Below are 14,678 nucleotides of genomic sequence, written 5' to 3'. Positions count from 1 at the left end.
CATGGGGGGCTCGTCCATCAGAATCCCATTACGCTCCGGTAGTAGCGGTACATACCCCGGATCGCGGCCTCGGAAATGAGCGAGTTCGACGTCCCGATGTTGTCGGCGTCGAGTTTGACGATGTTCAGGTCGGTGCTACTGCGGCGCACGCCCTCTTGCACGAACTTCATGGCTTCGTTGTCCTCGAGGCCGAGGAAGCCCGCAGGGCCCATCAAATTCCCCTGGCGCAGCCGGTGACGGACCATCTCGGGGGTGTCGTCCTCATACCCGAACATCGTCCAAATCATGAGCAAGCTGTGCGGGCCGTTCGGCACGATGTGGCGCACGCCAAGGGTGTTCATCTCGCGCTGGACGACGAGGTTGGGCCATATGGTCTGCATGGTGACCGACCAGGGCGAGTCGAACTCCTTGACGAAGTCGAGGAAACGATCGTCCAGCAATCGCAGGCCGTCGTGGAACGAACGCATTTCCTTTTTCGTTTCCGGGCTTACCGACGCGTACTTGTCGTCTTTCTTGGCCGAGGCCATCGTCCCGTGCCGGTAATGCACCGGGTCGGCGATCATGGCCGATTCGTTGCCCGCCACGAGCAGGCCGAACACCACGAGGAACGAATGGAGCAGGGTGGCGTGGTATGGGTCCTTCAGGTTCTCGTGGTACATCTTCCAGTTGCAGGGCAGCTCGTTCTTGTAATAGCCGAGGATCTTGAGCGGCTTGCCCGGGAACACCACGTCGAAGTCTTTCAGGATTTCAGGCGTCAAATACTCTTCGATCGGCTCGACTTCGGACGAGTACGAAGCGAACACCACGCCGTGGCGCGTGGTGACACGCAGCTTGAGCAGCCCGTGGTCTTCGTTGCGGAAGTCGCGCGGCATGCCGCCCTGCTTGTTGACGCCCCGCTTGAACGGGATTCCCTGCAGATTGCCCTTGAGGTCGTACGACCACTGGTGATAGGGGCAGACGAATTCGCGTGCGTTGCCCATGGGCGTGCGGCAGAATTCCGCTCCCCGGTGGGCGCACCGGTTCTCGAACACGTGGATGCTGCCATCTTCGGCGCGCGTGACCACGACGGGAATCGGGCCGACGTACGAACGCTTGTAGTCGCCAGGAGACGGAATCTCCGCCTCCAGGGCGACGAAGTTCCACGTCTTGCCCTTGAAGATCCTTTCGACTTCCCGGTCGTAGACGGATTGACTGGTGTAGACCCAGTCGGGAATCACATAGTCGCCCTCTTTCGGCCAGGTGTATTGGTCGGCCGGGGCGTCCTTGCTGCTGACTGTGTAATCGAGGACTTCCTGGTTCTTGTACATGATGCTTCTTCCTGTCGATCGCGTGGATCTAAGTGCGCGCCCGCCCGAGGGCCAGGCGCGCGAGCTGCTTGGCTGGTGCGTCGGGATCGCACAGCGCCTGGGGGGCGCAGGCGAGGGGTTGATCGACGGCGTCGCGGAAAGCCCGCAGGTCGCCGCCGGCATTGATGGCGACGACGTGTTCGAGGCGGCCTTCGCGGACGCCGAACAGCAGCGCCTTGCCGGATTCGCATCCGGAAGGCAGCGTGCCGCGGACGTAATAGTCGAGCGCCGGATCACGGTGCCCGAGCATCTGGACGTTGCAGCCGAACTGGTCCGTCCAGAACCAAGGGGTCGCCGCCGGCGCCGTGTCGATGCCCAGCATCGCCGCGGCCGCGATGCGGGCCTGTTCGTTGGCGTTCTGCCAGGATTCGAGTCGCACTAGCGCGCCGGTGGCGGCGTGCGGTCTGCTGGTGCAGTCGCCCGCCGCAAATACGGACGCGGCGCTGGTCCGGCAATGCGCATCCACGACGATGCCGCCGTTGTGCGCGTCGATGCGAAGGCCTGCCTCGCGCGCGAGCGTGACTTCGGGGGCCAGCCCAACGGCGACCACGGCCAGGTCGGCTCGAAGCGTCGCGCCGTCGCCGAGCACGGCGCGCACGCCGCCCGCATCTTCCGACAACGAGGCGAGCGAGGCATTCAGGTGCAACTGCACGCCGTGCGCCGCGGCCCGCTCGCCCAGCCACCGTGACAACAGGGGGGGAAGCGCCCGCTCGAGCAGCTGCGGTGCCTGTTCTACGAGCATGGCTTCGAGCCCGCGCATGCGCGCGGTGGAGGCGATTTCCAGGCCAAGAAAACCGCCCCCGATGATGAGCACGCTGTTTGCCGTGCGCATGGCCTCGCGCAGGCGCAGCGCATCGTCCAGCGTGCGCAGCGTGTGCACGGCGGCGGCCGCCCCGGCGCAGAGGGGAAGCTGTCGCGCGCGGCCCCCCGTCGCGAGCAGGCACGAGGAAAATGAAAGGATGGCTCCGTCCTCGAGCTCCACCTGGCGACGGTCGGCGTCCAGCCGAATCGCCCGGGTGCCGGTTTTCAGGTCGATGCCGTGTTCGGCGTAGAACGATGCCGGCATCAAGGAGACGTCAGGCACTTGTTCATCGGCGAGCACGGCTTTGGACAGCGGCGGGCGTTCGTAGGGCAGATGTGCTTCGTCACCGACTATGATCACCGCGCCGCGGTAGCCCACCTCGCGCAGGCAACGCGCCGCCATGCCGCCGGCCTGCCCGGCGCCGACGATCACGATGGGCGCCGCATGGTCATCCGAGGGAAACGTAGATGCCATCGTCTTCCACCTTCACCGGATAGACCTTGATCGGCTGCGTGGCCGGCGCGCATTTCGCCTCGCCAGTGCGCAGGTCGAACAGCGCCTGGTGCAGCGGACACTCTACACAGCCGTCCTCGACGTACCCGTCGGTCAACAAGGCGTATTGGTGCGTGCAAATGTTGTCGGTCACGAAAAACTCCCCGTTGCTGCGGAACAGGGCCAGGTCCCGGCCCTCGAGTTTGATGGCCAATCCTTCGTCATCACCGACTTCGCCTACCGTGGCGATACGGGTCCAATTCATCGTGCACTCCATTGTCAGTATGCTGAGCTTGTCTTGCGCCGCGTTCCGCGGCGATCTACTCGAGCGAGCTAGCGGCGGCTGAAGCGTCCTCCTACGGCGTGTTTGAGCTGCGACCAAAATGCTTTGGCACCGATGCCCAGCATGTTCAGTTCCGGTGCCGGGGCGGCGGGCCGTGCCGCGGGATGTCCGTCCCGATGCAGGGACTGCTGGGCGGCGGCGAGCACGGCCTGTGCTTGTGCCAATACGGCCTGGGCCTGCAATAGCAAGGCTTGTGCTTCGGGCGTGGCCGTCGGCGTTGCCGTGGGCGCCGTTGGAGGCGTTTGCTCCGCTTGTGGCGCGGATGGCACGGGCTGCGCAGCGCCCTCCGCGGGGCGGGCTGGCACGGCAGCGGCGTGCGGCTGCTGGCCGTGCAGGGAAGCCGCCAGGTTCTGCTCGAACTGTTTGAGGATGTGCGCCGCGACTTCCGCGATCATGCCGCTGCCCCGACCGTATTGCGCGACTGCACCGGATAGCTGGAGCTGCGTCGTGACGGTGACGTCGGTGCCGCCGGCAGGCGCCGGTGCCAATGCAAAGCTGAACTCCGACTGTGCCGAGCCGCGCCCCTTGGGATCCAATCCCGAGCCGCGCAGCCAGGCGACATGGCGGTCGTCGTCCTTCCGCAGTAGTTCGGCGTGGCCGTCAAAGCTCAGCTTGATCGGGCCGAGCCTGACGGTGATCGATCCCAGGTACTTGTTCTCACCCACCTGTTCCTTCAGCCGGGCGCCGGGCAGGCAAGGCAAGACGCGCGGAATATCCAACATGAGCTTCCAGGCGTCTTCCACGGGGAGCGGCACGTGAAATTGGTTCGTGAATTCCATGGGGCATCCAAGATTTAGGAAGAAAGCGCTTGCGCGGGTGGGTCGATGAGTTCGGCCAGCCGGACGGGCGTCAGCGGAAATTCCGTGAGCCGGACGCCGCGATCGCGCAGCGCATCTTCGACCGCACCGATGACCGCAGCGGCCACCGCAACCGTCGCACATTCGCCTATGCCCTTTGCCCCGAGCGGATTCAACGCGGTCGGAGAGGGCTGGAAAATGACTTCGATGTTCGGGACCTCGGGCGCCGTGGGCAGCAAGTATTCGGCGCAGGTCGTGGTCAGCGGCTGGGCATTGGCGTCGTAGCCCATCCATTCGAACAAGGCGTTGCCGATGCCATGCACCACGCCGCCATGGACTTGTCCGTGCGCCAGCTGCGGATTGATCAAATTCCCGCTGTCTTGCACGGCGACATAGCGAAGAATGCGCACCGCCCCTGTCAACGGATCGACCTCTACCTCGCAGGCGTGCGAGGAGCCTGCGTACGCCTGGGCATCGCAGTGGAAATGCACAGTTTCGTCCAGCCCGGGTTCGCTGGCAATGGGCAGTGCGTAGCCCGGCACGCCCTTGAGCAGCATGGCAAGGCGGCCGAGCGACACCCGTTGGTCAGGTTCTGGCCCGATCACTTCCCCGTCGCGCAGCGTCAGGTGTTCGGCGTCCGTCTTGAGGATGGCTGCGGCCACGGTTAGCGCCTTTTCTCGCACGCGGGCAGCGGCCATCGACACCGCCGAGCCGGCCATCATGGCCTGGCGGCTGGCAAAGCCGCCCATGCCGTAGCCGACGTGGGCCGTGTCGCCGGCCACCACTTCGACGGCGCGTGGGTCTACGCCAAGCTGGGCTGCGCACAACTGCGCGAGGGTGGTCTTGATGCCTTGCCCCATGGCCAGTGCGCCGGTGTGGACCATGATGCGGCCGGACGGATGAATCTTGACCCGGGCCGTCTCGTAGGGGCCGCGCCCGGTCGGCTTGACGCTGTTGGCGATGGCGATGCCGCGCAATAATCCCGCTTGCGCCGATTGCTGCCGGCGCGCTTCGAAGCCGTCATAGTCGATGGCCTCGGCCGCACGTCGCTGCAGGGCTGGAAAGTCGCCGCTGTCTATCACCAGGGGCACGCCGGCGCGGGACTTGAGAGGCTTGGTGTAAGGGATCTTCTCCGGCGTGATGAAATTGCGGCGGCGGCATTCCAGCCGGTCTATTCCCAGGGTAGCCGCCAGCTTGTCCATCATGCGCTCCATGGCGAAGGCGGCCTGGGGATAGCCCGCGCCACGGATGGTCGCGACCGGCACCTTGTTCGTATGGGCGACCTGGACCCGCAGCGAGAAGGCCGGGACCGTATAAGGACCGGTCATGGACGATGCTGCGTTATAGGGAACGTTGGTGCCTTGCGGCGTGTATGCGCCATGGTCGTGGATGAAATTCCCACGGATGGCGAGCAGCCTGCCTTCGCGGTCGGCGGCCACCGAGACGCGCCAGTACTGGTCTCGCTCCTGGATCGTGGTGAGGAAATTCTCCCGGCGGTCTTCCACCCATTTGACGGGGCGCCCGAGTGCCCGGGCCACGGCGGGGATGACGATTTCCTCCGGATAAATCATGAACTTGGCGCCGAAGCCGCCTCCCACGTCCGGCGTGATGACGCGCAGCTTGTCCTCCGGCTGGTCTAGCATGTGGGCGATGGTGTAGTGCAGCTCGTGCGCCATCTGGGTGGACGACCACACCGTCAGCGTTCCCGTCGCCGGATCGAGCATCGCCGCCACGCCGCGTCCTTCCATGGGGTGTCCGCAGCCGCGGTGCATCCAGAACTCGTCTTCGATCACGATGTCGGCCGAGGCGAAGGCGGCGTCGCAATCGCCGTAGGCGAGCGTGTAGTCCTGCAGCACATTGCTGGCCAGCTCGGTGCGTACCGGCGGCGCGCCCTCGCGCACGGCGTCGCGGCAGTCCGCGACCGCTTCCAATACTTCGAATTCCGCCTGCACGGCCGCAGCCGCGTCTTCGGCCTCATGCCGGCTCCGCGCCACCACGACGGCATAGGCTTCGCCCACGAAGGCGACTTCGTCCCCGGCGAGCGCGAACGGCGTCGTGTTGTCGGGCAAGGCGGCCAGCGGAAAGCCGAGCGGCATGCGCCAGGAAGTGATGTGGCCGAACAGGTCGCGGCGGGTATAGACCGCCACCACGCCCGGCATGCGGCGGGCCTCCTGCGCGTCGATGGCGAGCAGCCGGGCATGGGCATGGGGGCTGCGGACGAAGCAGGCGTGCAGCGCATCGGGTATCCGGACGTCGTCGAGAAAGCAGGCCTGTCCGCGCAGCAGGGCATCGTCTTCGAGCCGGGGCGAGCTCTCTCCCATGCCGGGCTTGGCGTTGATTTGGAGGTCAGCGTGCATGATGGCTTCGCTCCCGCATGATCCGGGCGGCATGCAGCGCTGCCGCCACGATGTTCTGGTACCCCGTGCAGCGGCACAGGTGGCCGGACAGCACGTCCCGCACCGCGGCTTCGTCCGGGTCGGGATTGCTGTGTAACAGCTCGGTCAACGACATCAGTATGCCAGGGGTGCAATAGCCGCATTGCAAGGCATGATGTTCGTGGAAGGCCTGCTGTAGCGGATGCAGCATGTCTTCGTCGGGGGCGAGTCCCTCGACGGTGGTAATGTCGCAGCCTTCCCCCTGCACGGCCAGCATCAGGCAGCTGCGGGCCGAAATGCCGTCCACCAGCACGGTGCACGCGCCGCAGACGCCGTGTTCGCATCCCACGTGCGTGCCGGTCAGCTTGAGTTCGTTGCGCAGGAAGTCGGCCAGGTGCACCCGCGGCGATGCCTTGCCTTCGCATGGCTTGCCGTTGACCGTCATGCGGATCGTCCTGGCTTTCGGGTCGTGCGTCATAGCAAGGTTTTCCTATCTGATTGCACGCGAACGCGCCTGCCGTACGGCCCGGCCCACCAATCCCCGTGCCAGGCGCTGCCGGTACCAGCCCGGCACGTAGGCATCGGAGGCTGCTTCGACTTCCGCGCATAGGGCGGCGGCCGCATCGATGTCCGCATCCTCGGCGCGGGTCCCGAGCAGCGCGGCTTCGGCACGGGCTACGCGAACCGGGGCGGATGCCACCCCGCCGAGCGTGATCGCGCATCTCCCGACCCGTCCGTCGCCCTCGAACTGCATGAGCACGGCCGCGGAGGCGATGGCGAAGTCGCCATGCCGCCTGGAGAACTCCAGGAAGGACCAGCCGTGGCCGGCGTCCCAGGGCTGCAGCGACACGCCAGTCACCATTTCGTCCGGCTCTAATGCCGGCGTCATGTAATCGGCCGGGAACTCCGCCATCGACAGCGTCCGGCGCCCGCGCACGCTGTCGATATGGATTTGCGCGTCGAGCGCCATCGCAATGGTCGGGATCTCGGCCGATGGGTCGAGCTGGCACAGGCTGCCACCCACCGTCCCGCGGTTACGCGTCTGGCGATGCCCCACGTTCAGTACCGCCTCGTGCAGAATGGGCAAGCGGGAGCGAATGAGGTCCGAGAATTCGACCTCCCGCTGTCGCGTCATGGCGCCTATGCGAACGGTTTGCCCGTCGTCTTCGATGTAGGCCAGGCCCGGAATGCGATTGATGTCTACCAGGCAATCCGGGAAGGCGAAGCGCATGTTGAGCATCGCCATGAGAGACTGCCCCCCGGCGAGTACGCGCGCATTCTCGGTATGCGCGAGGCATCGCAGCGCCTCTTCGAGGCTGCGGGGAGCGACGTAATCGACGTCCGGCGCTTTCATGGCGACGTCAGATCTTGGACAAGTCCAGGGAGGACGGCGCGAACAGCTCTTCCGGCTTCACCAGCCGCACCGAGAGGCCCTGGGAATGGTGGTAGCGGGCGAAGGTCTCGATGACGTGCCGGTTTGCCTCCAGCCCGTAAGGCCAATAGTCGTCTCCCATGAGGGCCTTGGCTTCGTTGTGATGGTGGACCATCCACGGCAGCGTGACCGCAAGGTGGCAGATTTCGTTCAGCTCCTTGACCGCCAGCCGCTTGGCCTCGAGGAAAGCCTTGTACACGCTCACCGGTAGCCACGGGTTCTCCTCGACCAGTGATTTGCGTATGCCCACCATGTGCATGATGGGGAAGATGCGGGTGCGGCGGAAGTAGTCTTTTTCGACCTCAAGGTAGTTGTCGAACAGCCGGCCCACGTTGGGTGCGCCCCGCAGGAAGCAGGACGGCGCCCTCGCGCCGATGTATGCGTCGATCTCGCCGGATTCGAGCATGTCGGACAAGGTCTTGTCGTCCGGGATCTGTTGCAGGTCGATGGCGGGATCGAGCGATATGGGAGCACGTTCGCCGCGGCCGGGCTCTTCGATGCCGCCACGCCGCCAATGGATCTCAGTCGGCTTGACGCCGTATTCGTCCTCCAGGATGCCGCGTATCCAGACGTTGGCGGTGATCTGGTACTCGGGCACGCCTATGGTCTTGCCGCGCAGGTCTTCGGGACTCTTGATGCCGCGATCGGTCCGGATGTAGATGCCGGAGTGCCGGAACACCCGCGACAGAAACGCCGGGATCCCGATGTATTTGTTGTCGCCACGCGCGGTAGTCATCATGTGGCTGCTCATGGATATTTCCGTCACGTCGAATTCTTCGTAACGGAAGGCGCGATGGAAGGCTTCCTCGGGCTCCAGGGGCACAGCGCGCACGTTACAGCCTTCGATGCTCACCCGGCCATCGAACAGTGCCTGGGTGCGGTCGTAGTTGCCGACGGAAAGGCTGAGATTCAATTTGCTCATCGGGATTTCCTCTTGGTGGGATGCGTCGTCAATCTGCAGTCAGGCCAATCTTCTTGGCCAGCGCCGCGAAGCGGTCGATATCGTCGTTGACGATTTTCTGGAACGCCGCGGGCCCTTCGTTCGCCGTGGTGTACCCGAGGTCCTCCAGGCGCTTGGTCATGGCCGGGGTCTGCATGATCGCGGAGATCGTTTTGTAGACGTCCTGCTTGACGTTCTCGGGCGTGCCTGCCGGGACGGCCATGCCTTGCCATTGGCTGAGGTGAAAGCCGGGGGCGCCGCTCTCCGCGATGGTCGGCACATCGGGGACGGCTTTCGAGCGCTCGGCCGAGGTGATGGCCAGCGCGCGGAGCTTGCCCGCCGCGATGTGCGACAAGGCGCCGGAGATGGTGACGACCCCAAGGTCGACCTGGCCGCCGATCACGTCGACGATCGCCGGGCCGCAGCCCTTGTAGGGCACGTGCACGTTCTGCATCTTGAATTCCATGTTCATCATTTCGCCGGCCAGGTGCGGGTCGGTGCCGGCGCCGCAGGAGCCGTAAGAGAGCTTGGCGCCGCTCTTGCGCCCTTCGTTCACGATGTCGGCGAAGGTCTTGAACCGGGAATTGGCCGGCACGACCACGAGCATGGGGGCGTAGGCCACGTTGATGACGGCCTCCAAGTCCTTCTTGGGGTCGTAGCCGAGGTTCTTGTAGATGGCCGGCGCCAGGGAGTAGGCGTCGTTCATCATCAACAGCGAATGTCCGTCCTTGGGTTTGCCCGCGACGATGCGGGTGCCTACCGTGCTGCCTGCCCCGGGCTTGTTGTCGACGATGACGGGTTGGCCCAGCTTGCCGAGCTGGTCGGCGATGAGCCGGGCCAGCATATCGACGCCGCCGCCCACGGCGTAAGGCACGATGATTTCGACGGGCTTGATGGGGAAGGTGGGTGCCGGCTTGATTTCGGCAGCCCGGCCCATGAGCGGGGTGGCGACCAGGACCAGCACGTACAGCAGACGGACGAACATTTTGCTCACCATAATTGGACTCGCTTGGGTCAAGGTTGATGAAATCGGCGCACTCAATGTGTGCCGCAACGCACCAAAATGCTCAGTAGGCTGATTAATATATGCACTATACTGATCATTTTTCCGGTCGCTCATTGGGGGAATCACCTAAAATCCGGTCCGAGGATTTCCCTTCCGGTGCGACCGTGGGCGTGCAGTCTTCAGCAGTGCAATTTCCGGGCCAATGTCGCCCGGAGCGGCCTTGGTGTTTAGTCGTCCGTTCCGGCCGCGTGTCCGTCTTGCCCCTGCGCCTGGGCGACCTTGGGCGACGGCGCCGTCGGGGACGCTTCCTATATATAAGAAGAGGGAAGGAAGGGAGCGGTCCCGCTGGAATCTGGCGCAAAGGATGCGTTGACATCCTGGCTCGATGCGAGCTATTATGGCAAGCTCTCTGGAGTCGGCTCGCCCGGGCCGCGCGTTCTTTGATGCGCAGAACTGCAGCATTCGGCAAAGTGCACGGATGTCTCTTTCAAGCTTCTGCCTTTCTCAAGAGCCGCGTCGCGGCGTTCCTCCCCAGCAGGTTTTCATGCCGCACGATCGTGCGGCCCGTGCATGTTCCTCTTCCGGGTTTCCCGGCGGCGGCTTCCTGCGCGAGGTCGTGTCGGGCGGCTGTTGTAGGTGTCTGGGCCTTGTGACGTAGGCCGCAGACCAAACCCAAAGACCCTAGAAGGTTACGGAAGAGGGCTTATGCCAACTATTAGCCAACTCGTGCGCAAGCCGCGCGAATCCACTCGCGCCAAGAGCAAGTCGCCTGCTCTTGAAAGCAGCCCGCAGCGTCGCGGCGTTTGCACCCGCGTGTACACCACCACCCCCAAGAAGCCGAACTCGGCTCTGCGGAAAGTCGCCAAGGTGCGCCTGACCAACGGTTACGAAGTGATTTCGTACATCGGCGGTGAGGGCCACAACCTGCAAGAGCACTCGGTCGTGCTCGTGCGCGGCGGCCGGGTCAAGGACCTCCCGGGTGTGCGTTACCACATCGTTCGCGGCGCGCTCGACCTGCAAGGCGTGAAGGATCGCAAGCAGGCGCGTTCGAAGTACGGCGCCAAGCGCCCCAAGAAGGCTTGATGCGTCAGGTTTTCGAGCAATAACAGCAATACCGTCCCGTCGCCGCGTCCTGGTGTGCAGGACAGGCACGAGTAAGGGGCCCGTCAGGGCGCAAGCTCTCTAGACTGGCCACGGCCGCCGGGCAAAGCTCGCGGTTCAACTGAAGAGATAGGAAGTAGAAATGCCTCGTCGTCGCGAAGTACCCAAGCGTGAAATCCTGCCCGATCCGAAGTTCGGCAGCGTGGAACTCGCCAAATTCATGAACGTCGTCATGCTCTCCGGCAAGAAGGCCGTTGCAGAGCGCATCGTTTATGGCGCCCTCGAACAAATCCAGGCCAAGACCGGCAAAGACCCCCTCGAGGTGTTCGGTCAGGCGATCGGCAACGTCAAGCCCATCGTCGAGGTCAAGAGCCGCCGCGTGGGCGGCGCCAACTACCAAGTGCCGGTTGAAGTGCGCCCCGTGCGCCGCCTGGCCCTGGCTATGCGTTGGATCCGCGAGGCAGCCAAGAAGCGTGGCGAGAAGTCCATGGACCTGCGCCTGGCGGGCGAATTGATGGATGCCGCGGAAGGTCGCGGCGGCGCGGTCAAGAAGCGCGACGACACCCACAAGATGGCCGAGGCCAACAAGGCGTTCAGCCACTTCCGCTGGTAAGCACAGCACCTTTTGTTTTTCAGTGGCCCGCGGCCGATCGTCGCGGGCCGACAGCCCAGTCACCAAGGAAATCCGATCATGGCCCGCAAGACCCCGATCGAGCGCTACCGCAACATCGGCATCTCTGCGCACATCGACGCAGGGAAGACCACCACTACCGAACGTATCCTGTTCTATACGGGCGTCAACCACAAGCTCGGCGAAGTGCACGATGGCGCTGCCACGATGGACTGGATGGAGCAGGAACAGGAACGCGGCATCACGATCACCTCGGCTGCCACCACCTGCTTCTGGCGGGGCATGGCGGGTAACTATCCCGAGCATCGCTTCAACATCATCGACACCCCGGGGCACGTGGACTTCACCATCGAAGTCGAGCGTTCCATGCGCGTGCTCGACGGCGCGTGCATGGTGTACTGCGCCGTGGGTGGCGTGCAGCCCCAGTCGGAAACCGTCTGGCGCCAGGCCAACAAGTACAAGGTTCCGCGCCTCGCCTTCGTCAACAAGATGGACCGCACCGGCGCGAACTTCTTCAAGGTGTACGAGCAGATGCGCCTGCGCCTGAAGGCCAACCCCGTGCCGCTGCAAGTGCCCATCGGCGCCGAGGACTCCTTCAAGGGCGTGGTCGACCTCGTCAAGATGAAGGCCATCCTGTGGGATGAGGCCAGCCAAGGCACGAAGTTCGAATACGCCGACATTCCGGCCGAGCTGGTCGACACCTGCAACGAGTGGCGCGAGAAGCTCGTCGAGGCGGCTGCCGAGTCGTCCGAAGAGCTGATGGACAAATACCTGGAAACGGGCGAGCTGACCGAGGCCGAGATCAAGGCGGCGCTGCGCCAGCGCACCATCGCCGGCGAGATCCAGCCGATGCTGTGCGGTTCCGCGTTCAAGAACAAGGGCGTGCAGGCCATGCTCGACGCCGTCATCGACTACCTGCCCTCGCCGGTCGACATTCCGCCGGTCGAAGGCACCGACGCCAATGACCAGCCGGTGTCCCGCAAGGCCGATGACGCCGAGAAGTTCTCCGCGCTGGCGTTCAAGCTGATGACCGACCCGTTCGTCGGCCAGTTGACCTTCATCCGCGTGTATTCGGGCGTGCTGAGCTCGGGCGACACCGTCTACAACTCGATCAAGGGCAAGAAAGAGCGCATTGGCCGCCTGCTGCAGATGCACGCCAACCAGCGCGAGGAGATCAAGGAAGTCCGCGCGGGCGACATCGCTGCCGCCGTGGGCCTGAAGGAAGTGACCACGGGCGAAACCCTGTGCGATCCCGAAGCCGTCGTGACCTTGGAGAAGATGGAGTTCCCCGAGCCCGTGATCGCGCAGGCCGTCGAACCCAAGACCAAGGCCGACCAGGAAAAGATGGCCATCGCGCTGAACCGCCTGGCCGCCGAAGATCCGTCGTTCCGCGTCCATACCGACGAAGAGTCCGGCCAGACCATCATCTCCGGCATGGGCGAGCTGCACCTCGAGATCATCGTCGACCGCATGAAGCGCGAGTTCGGCGTCGAGGCCAACGTGGGCAAGCCCCAGGTCGCCTACCGCGAAACCATCCGCAAGGTTTGCGAAGAGTCCGAAGGCAAGTTCGTCAAGCAGTCGGGCGGCCGCGGCCAATACGGTCACGTCGTGCTCAAGATCGAGCCGCTGGAACCCGGTGGCGGCTTCCAGTTCGTCGACGCCATCAAGGGCGGCGTGGTGCCTCGCGAGTTCATCCCCGCGGTGGAGAAGGGTTGTATCGAGACCCTGCAGTCTGGCGTGATGGCCGGCTACCCCGTGGTGGACGTCAAGGTCACGCTGTTCTTCGGTTCGTACCACGACGTGGACTCGAACGAAAACGCGTTCAAGATGGCTGCCTCGATGGCCTTCAAGGAAGGCATGCGCAAGGCCAACCCCGTGCTGCTCGAGCCCATGATGGCCGTGGAAGTCGAGACGCCGGAAGAATATGCCGGTACCGTGATGGGCGACTTGTCCTCGCGGCGTGGCATGGTCCAGGGCATGGAGGACATGATTGGCGGCGGCAAGATCATCAAGGCCGAAGTTCCGCTGGCCGAGATGTTCGGTTACTCCACCGCGCTGCGTTCCGCGACCCAGGGCCGCGCCACGTACACGATGGAGTTCAAGCACTACGCGGAAGCGCCGAAGAACGTCGCCGACGCAATCATCAGCGCCCGCGCCAAGTAATTAGGGCGCTAGGGCAGAGTATTCGTTAAACCTCCAGGTAACTGCAGGAAGAGAGAACATGGCAAAAGGCAAGTTTGAGCGTACCAAGCCGCACGTGAACGTGGGCACGATCGGTCACGTTGACCACGGCAAGACGACGTTGACGGCGGCGATCACGACGGTTCTGTCGACGAAGTTCGGCGGCGAAGCCAAGGCGTACGACCAGATTGATGCGGCGCCGGAAGAGAAGGCGCGGGGCATTACGATCAACACGGCGCACGTGGAGTACGAGACGGAGAGCCGTCACTATGCGCACGTGGACTGCCCGGGCCACGCTGACTACGTGAAGAACATGATCACGGGTGCGGCGCAGATGGACGGCGCGATCCTGGTGGTGTCGGCGGCTGACGGCCCGATGCCGCAGACGCGCGAGCACATTCTGCTGTCGCGCCAGGTGGGTGTTCCGTACATCATCGTGTTCCTGAACAAGGCGGACCTGGTGGACGACGCCGAGCTGCTGGAGCTGGTGGAAATGGAAGTCCGGGAGTTGCTGAGCAAGTACGACTTCCCGGGGGACGACACGCCGATCATCAAGGGTTCGGCCCGCCTGGCGCTGGAAGGCGACAAGGGCGAGCTGGGCGAGCAGGCGATCCTGAAGCTGGCCGAGGCGCTGGATACGTACATTCCGACGCCTGAGCGGGCGGTCGATGGTGCGTTCCTGATGCCGGTGGAAGACGTGTTCTCGATCTCGGGTCGCGGCACGGTGGTGACGGGCCGGGTCGAGCGCGGCGTGATCAAGGTTGGCGACGAAATCGAGATCGTGGGTATCCGCGAGACGGCCAAGACGACGTGCACGGGCGTGGAGATGTTCCGCAAGCTGCTGGACCAAGGGCAGGCGGGCGACAACGTGGGTGTGCTGCTGCGCGGCACCAAGCGTGAGGAAGTCGAGCGTGGCCAGGTTCTGGCCAAGCCGGGTTCGATCACGCCGCACACGGAGTTCACGGCCGAGGTGTACGTGCTGTCGAAGGAAGAGGGCGGCCGGCATACGCCGTTCTTCAACGGGTATCGTCCGCAGTTCTACTTCCGTACGACGGACGTGACGGGTACGATCGAGCTGCCCAAGGACAAGGAGATGGTGCTGCCTGGCGACAACGTGTCGATCACGGTCAAGCTGCTGGCGCCGATCGCCATGGAAGAGGGCCTGCGCTTTGCCATCCGCGAAGGTGGCCGTACCGTCGGCGCTGGCGTGGTCGCCAAGATCATCGCCTAAT

The 14,678-nt window shown here is 64.3% G+C and carries 13 protein-coding genes; 4 read left to right on the top strand and 9 right to left on the bottom strand.

Features of this window, described 5'->3' with window-relative positions; translation table 11 throughout:
• Nucleotides 1–17 precede the first annotated feature (17 nt).
• The 9 genes from Q0319_RS01215 to Q0319_RS01175 all read right to left on the bottom strand — a co-directional run bounded on the left by Q0319_RS01215 (nucleotide 18) and on the right by Q0319_RS01175 (nucleotide 9,512).
• Entirely contained in the window at nucleotides 18–1,307 is a 1,290-nt protein-coding gene (locus Q0319_RS01215; RefSeq protein ID WP_296464256.1) for an aromatic ring-hydroxylating dioxygenase subunit alpha, read from the bottom strand.
• 28 nt (nucleotides 1,308–1,335) lie between these two features.
• Complete coding sequence (locus tag Q0319_RS01210) at nucleotides 1,336–2,622, bottom strand: FAD-dependent oxidoreductase (RefSeq protein ID WP_299450328.1); 1,287 nt, start codon at nucleotides 2,620–2,622, stop codon at nucleotides 1,336–1,338.
• On the bottom strand, nucleotides 2,597–2,905 hold the full coding sequence (locus tag Q0319_RS01205; protein WP_296464261.1) for a non-heme iron oxygenase ferredoxin subunit: 309 nt from the start codon (nucleotides 2,903–2,905) through the stop codon (nucleotides 2,597–2,599). The genes Q0319_RS01210 and Q0319_RS01205 overlap by 26 nt, the downstream gene beginning before the upstream one ends.
• 68 nt (nucleotides 2,906–2,973) lie before the next feature.
• Nucleotides 2,974–3,762 (bottom strand): SRPBCC family protein, encoded by a 789-nt coding sequence (locus tag Q0319_RS01200; protein ID WP_296464264.1) that lies wholly within the window; start codon nucleotides 3,760–3,762, stop codon nucleotides 2,974–2,976.
• Nucleotides 3,763–3,776: 14 nt separating this feature from the next.
• Entirely contained in the window at nucleotides 3,777–6,137 is a 2,361-nt protein-coding gene (locus Q0319_RS01195) for a xanthine dehydrogenase family protein molybdopterin-binding subunit (protein WP_299450326.1), read from the bottom strand.
• Nucleotides 6,127–6,633, bottom strand: a complete 507-nt coding sequence (locus Q0319_RS01190) for a (2Fe-2S)-binding protein (RefSeq protein WP_296464270.1) — start codon at nucleotides 6,631–6,633, stop codon at nucleotides 6,127–6,129. The genes Q0319_RS01195 and Q0319_RS01190 overlap by 11 nt, the downstream gene beginning before the upstream one ends.
• 12 nt (nucleotides 6,634–6,645) lie before the next feature.
• Nucleotides 6,646–7,509, bottom strand: coding sequence for a xanthine dehydrogenase family protein subunit M (locus tag Q0319_RS01185; RefSeq protein ID WP_299450324.1), 864 nt, complete (start codon nucleotides 7,507–7,509; stop codon nucleotides 6,646–6,648).
• Nucleotides 7,510–7,516: 7 nt separating this feature from the next.
• The gene (locus Q0319_RS01180; RefSeq protein ID WP_299450322.1) at nucleotides 7,517–8,509 is read right to left on the bottom strand and encodes an ABC transporter substrate-binding protein; all 993 of its coding nucleotides are present in this window, start codon (nucleotides 8,507–8,509) and stop codon (nucleotides 7,517–7,519) included.
• Between the two features lie 28 nt (nucleotides 8,510–8,537).
• The gene (locus Q0319_RS01175) at nucleotides 8,538–9,512 is read right to left on the bottom strand and encodes a tripartite tricarboxylate transporter substrate binding protein (protein WP_296464275.1); all 975 of its coding nucleotides are present in this window, start codon (nucleotides 9,510–9,512) and stop codon (nucleotides 8,538–8,540) included.
• A gap of 726 nt (nucleotides 9,513–10,238) precedes the next feature.
• Between Q0319_RS01175 and rpsL the strand changes: the two genes are divergently transcribed.
• The 4 genes from rpsL (at nucleotide 10,239) to tuf (ending at nucleotide 14,677) form a co-directional block, all read left to right on the top strand.
• Nucleotides 10,239–10,616 (top strand): 30S ribosomal protein S12, encoded by a 378-nt coding sequence (gene rpsL / locus Q0319_RS01170; RefSeq protein WP_296464278.1) that lies wholly within the window; start codon nucleotides 10,239–10,241, stop codon nucleotides 10,614–10,616.
• Between the two features lie 160 nt (nucleotides 10,617–10,776).
• Complete coding sequence (rpsG, locus tag Q0319_RS01165) at nucleotides 10,777–11,247, top strand: 30S ribosomal protein S7 (RefSeq protein WP_296464282.1); 471 nt, start codon at nucleotides 10,777–10,779, stop codon at nucleotides 11,245–11,247.
• A 78-nt stretch (nucleotides 11,248–11,325) separates the two neighbouring features.
• Nucleotides 11,326–13,428: an elongation factor G gene (gene fusA / locus Q0319_RS01160; RefSeq protein ID WP_296464285.1), complete on the top strand. Its 2,103-nt coding sequence runs from the start codon at nucleotides 11,326–11,328 to the stop codon at nucleotides 13,426–13,428.
• Nucleotides 13,429–13,486: 58 nt separating this feature from the next.
• Entirely contained in the window at nucleotides 13,487–14,677 is a 1,191-nt protein-coding gene (gene tuf, locus Q0319_RS01155; RefSeq protein ID WP_299450321.1) for an elongation factor Tu, read from the top strand.
• Nucleotide 14,678: the final 1 nt, after the last annotated feature.

Origin of the sequence: uncultured Pigmentiphaga sp., from assembly GCF_937950555.1 — a bacterium.
Taxonomy (GTDB): Bacteria; Pseudomonadota; Gammaproteobacteria; order Burkholderiales; family Burkholderiaceae_B; genus Pigmentiphaga.
Note: the sequence above shows the minus strand (reverse complement) of the source record. Positions and strands in the feature narration are given on the sequence as shown.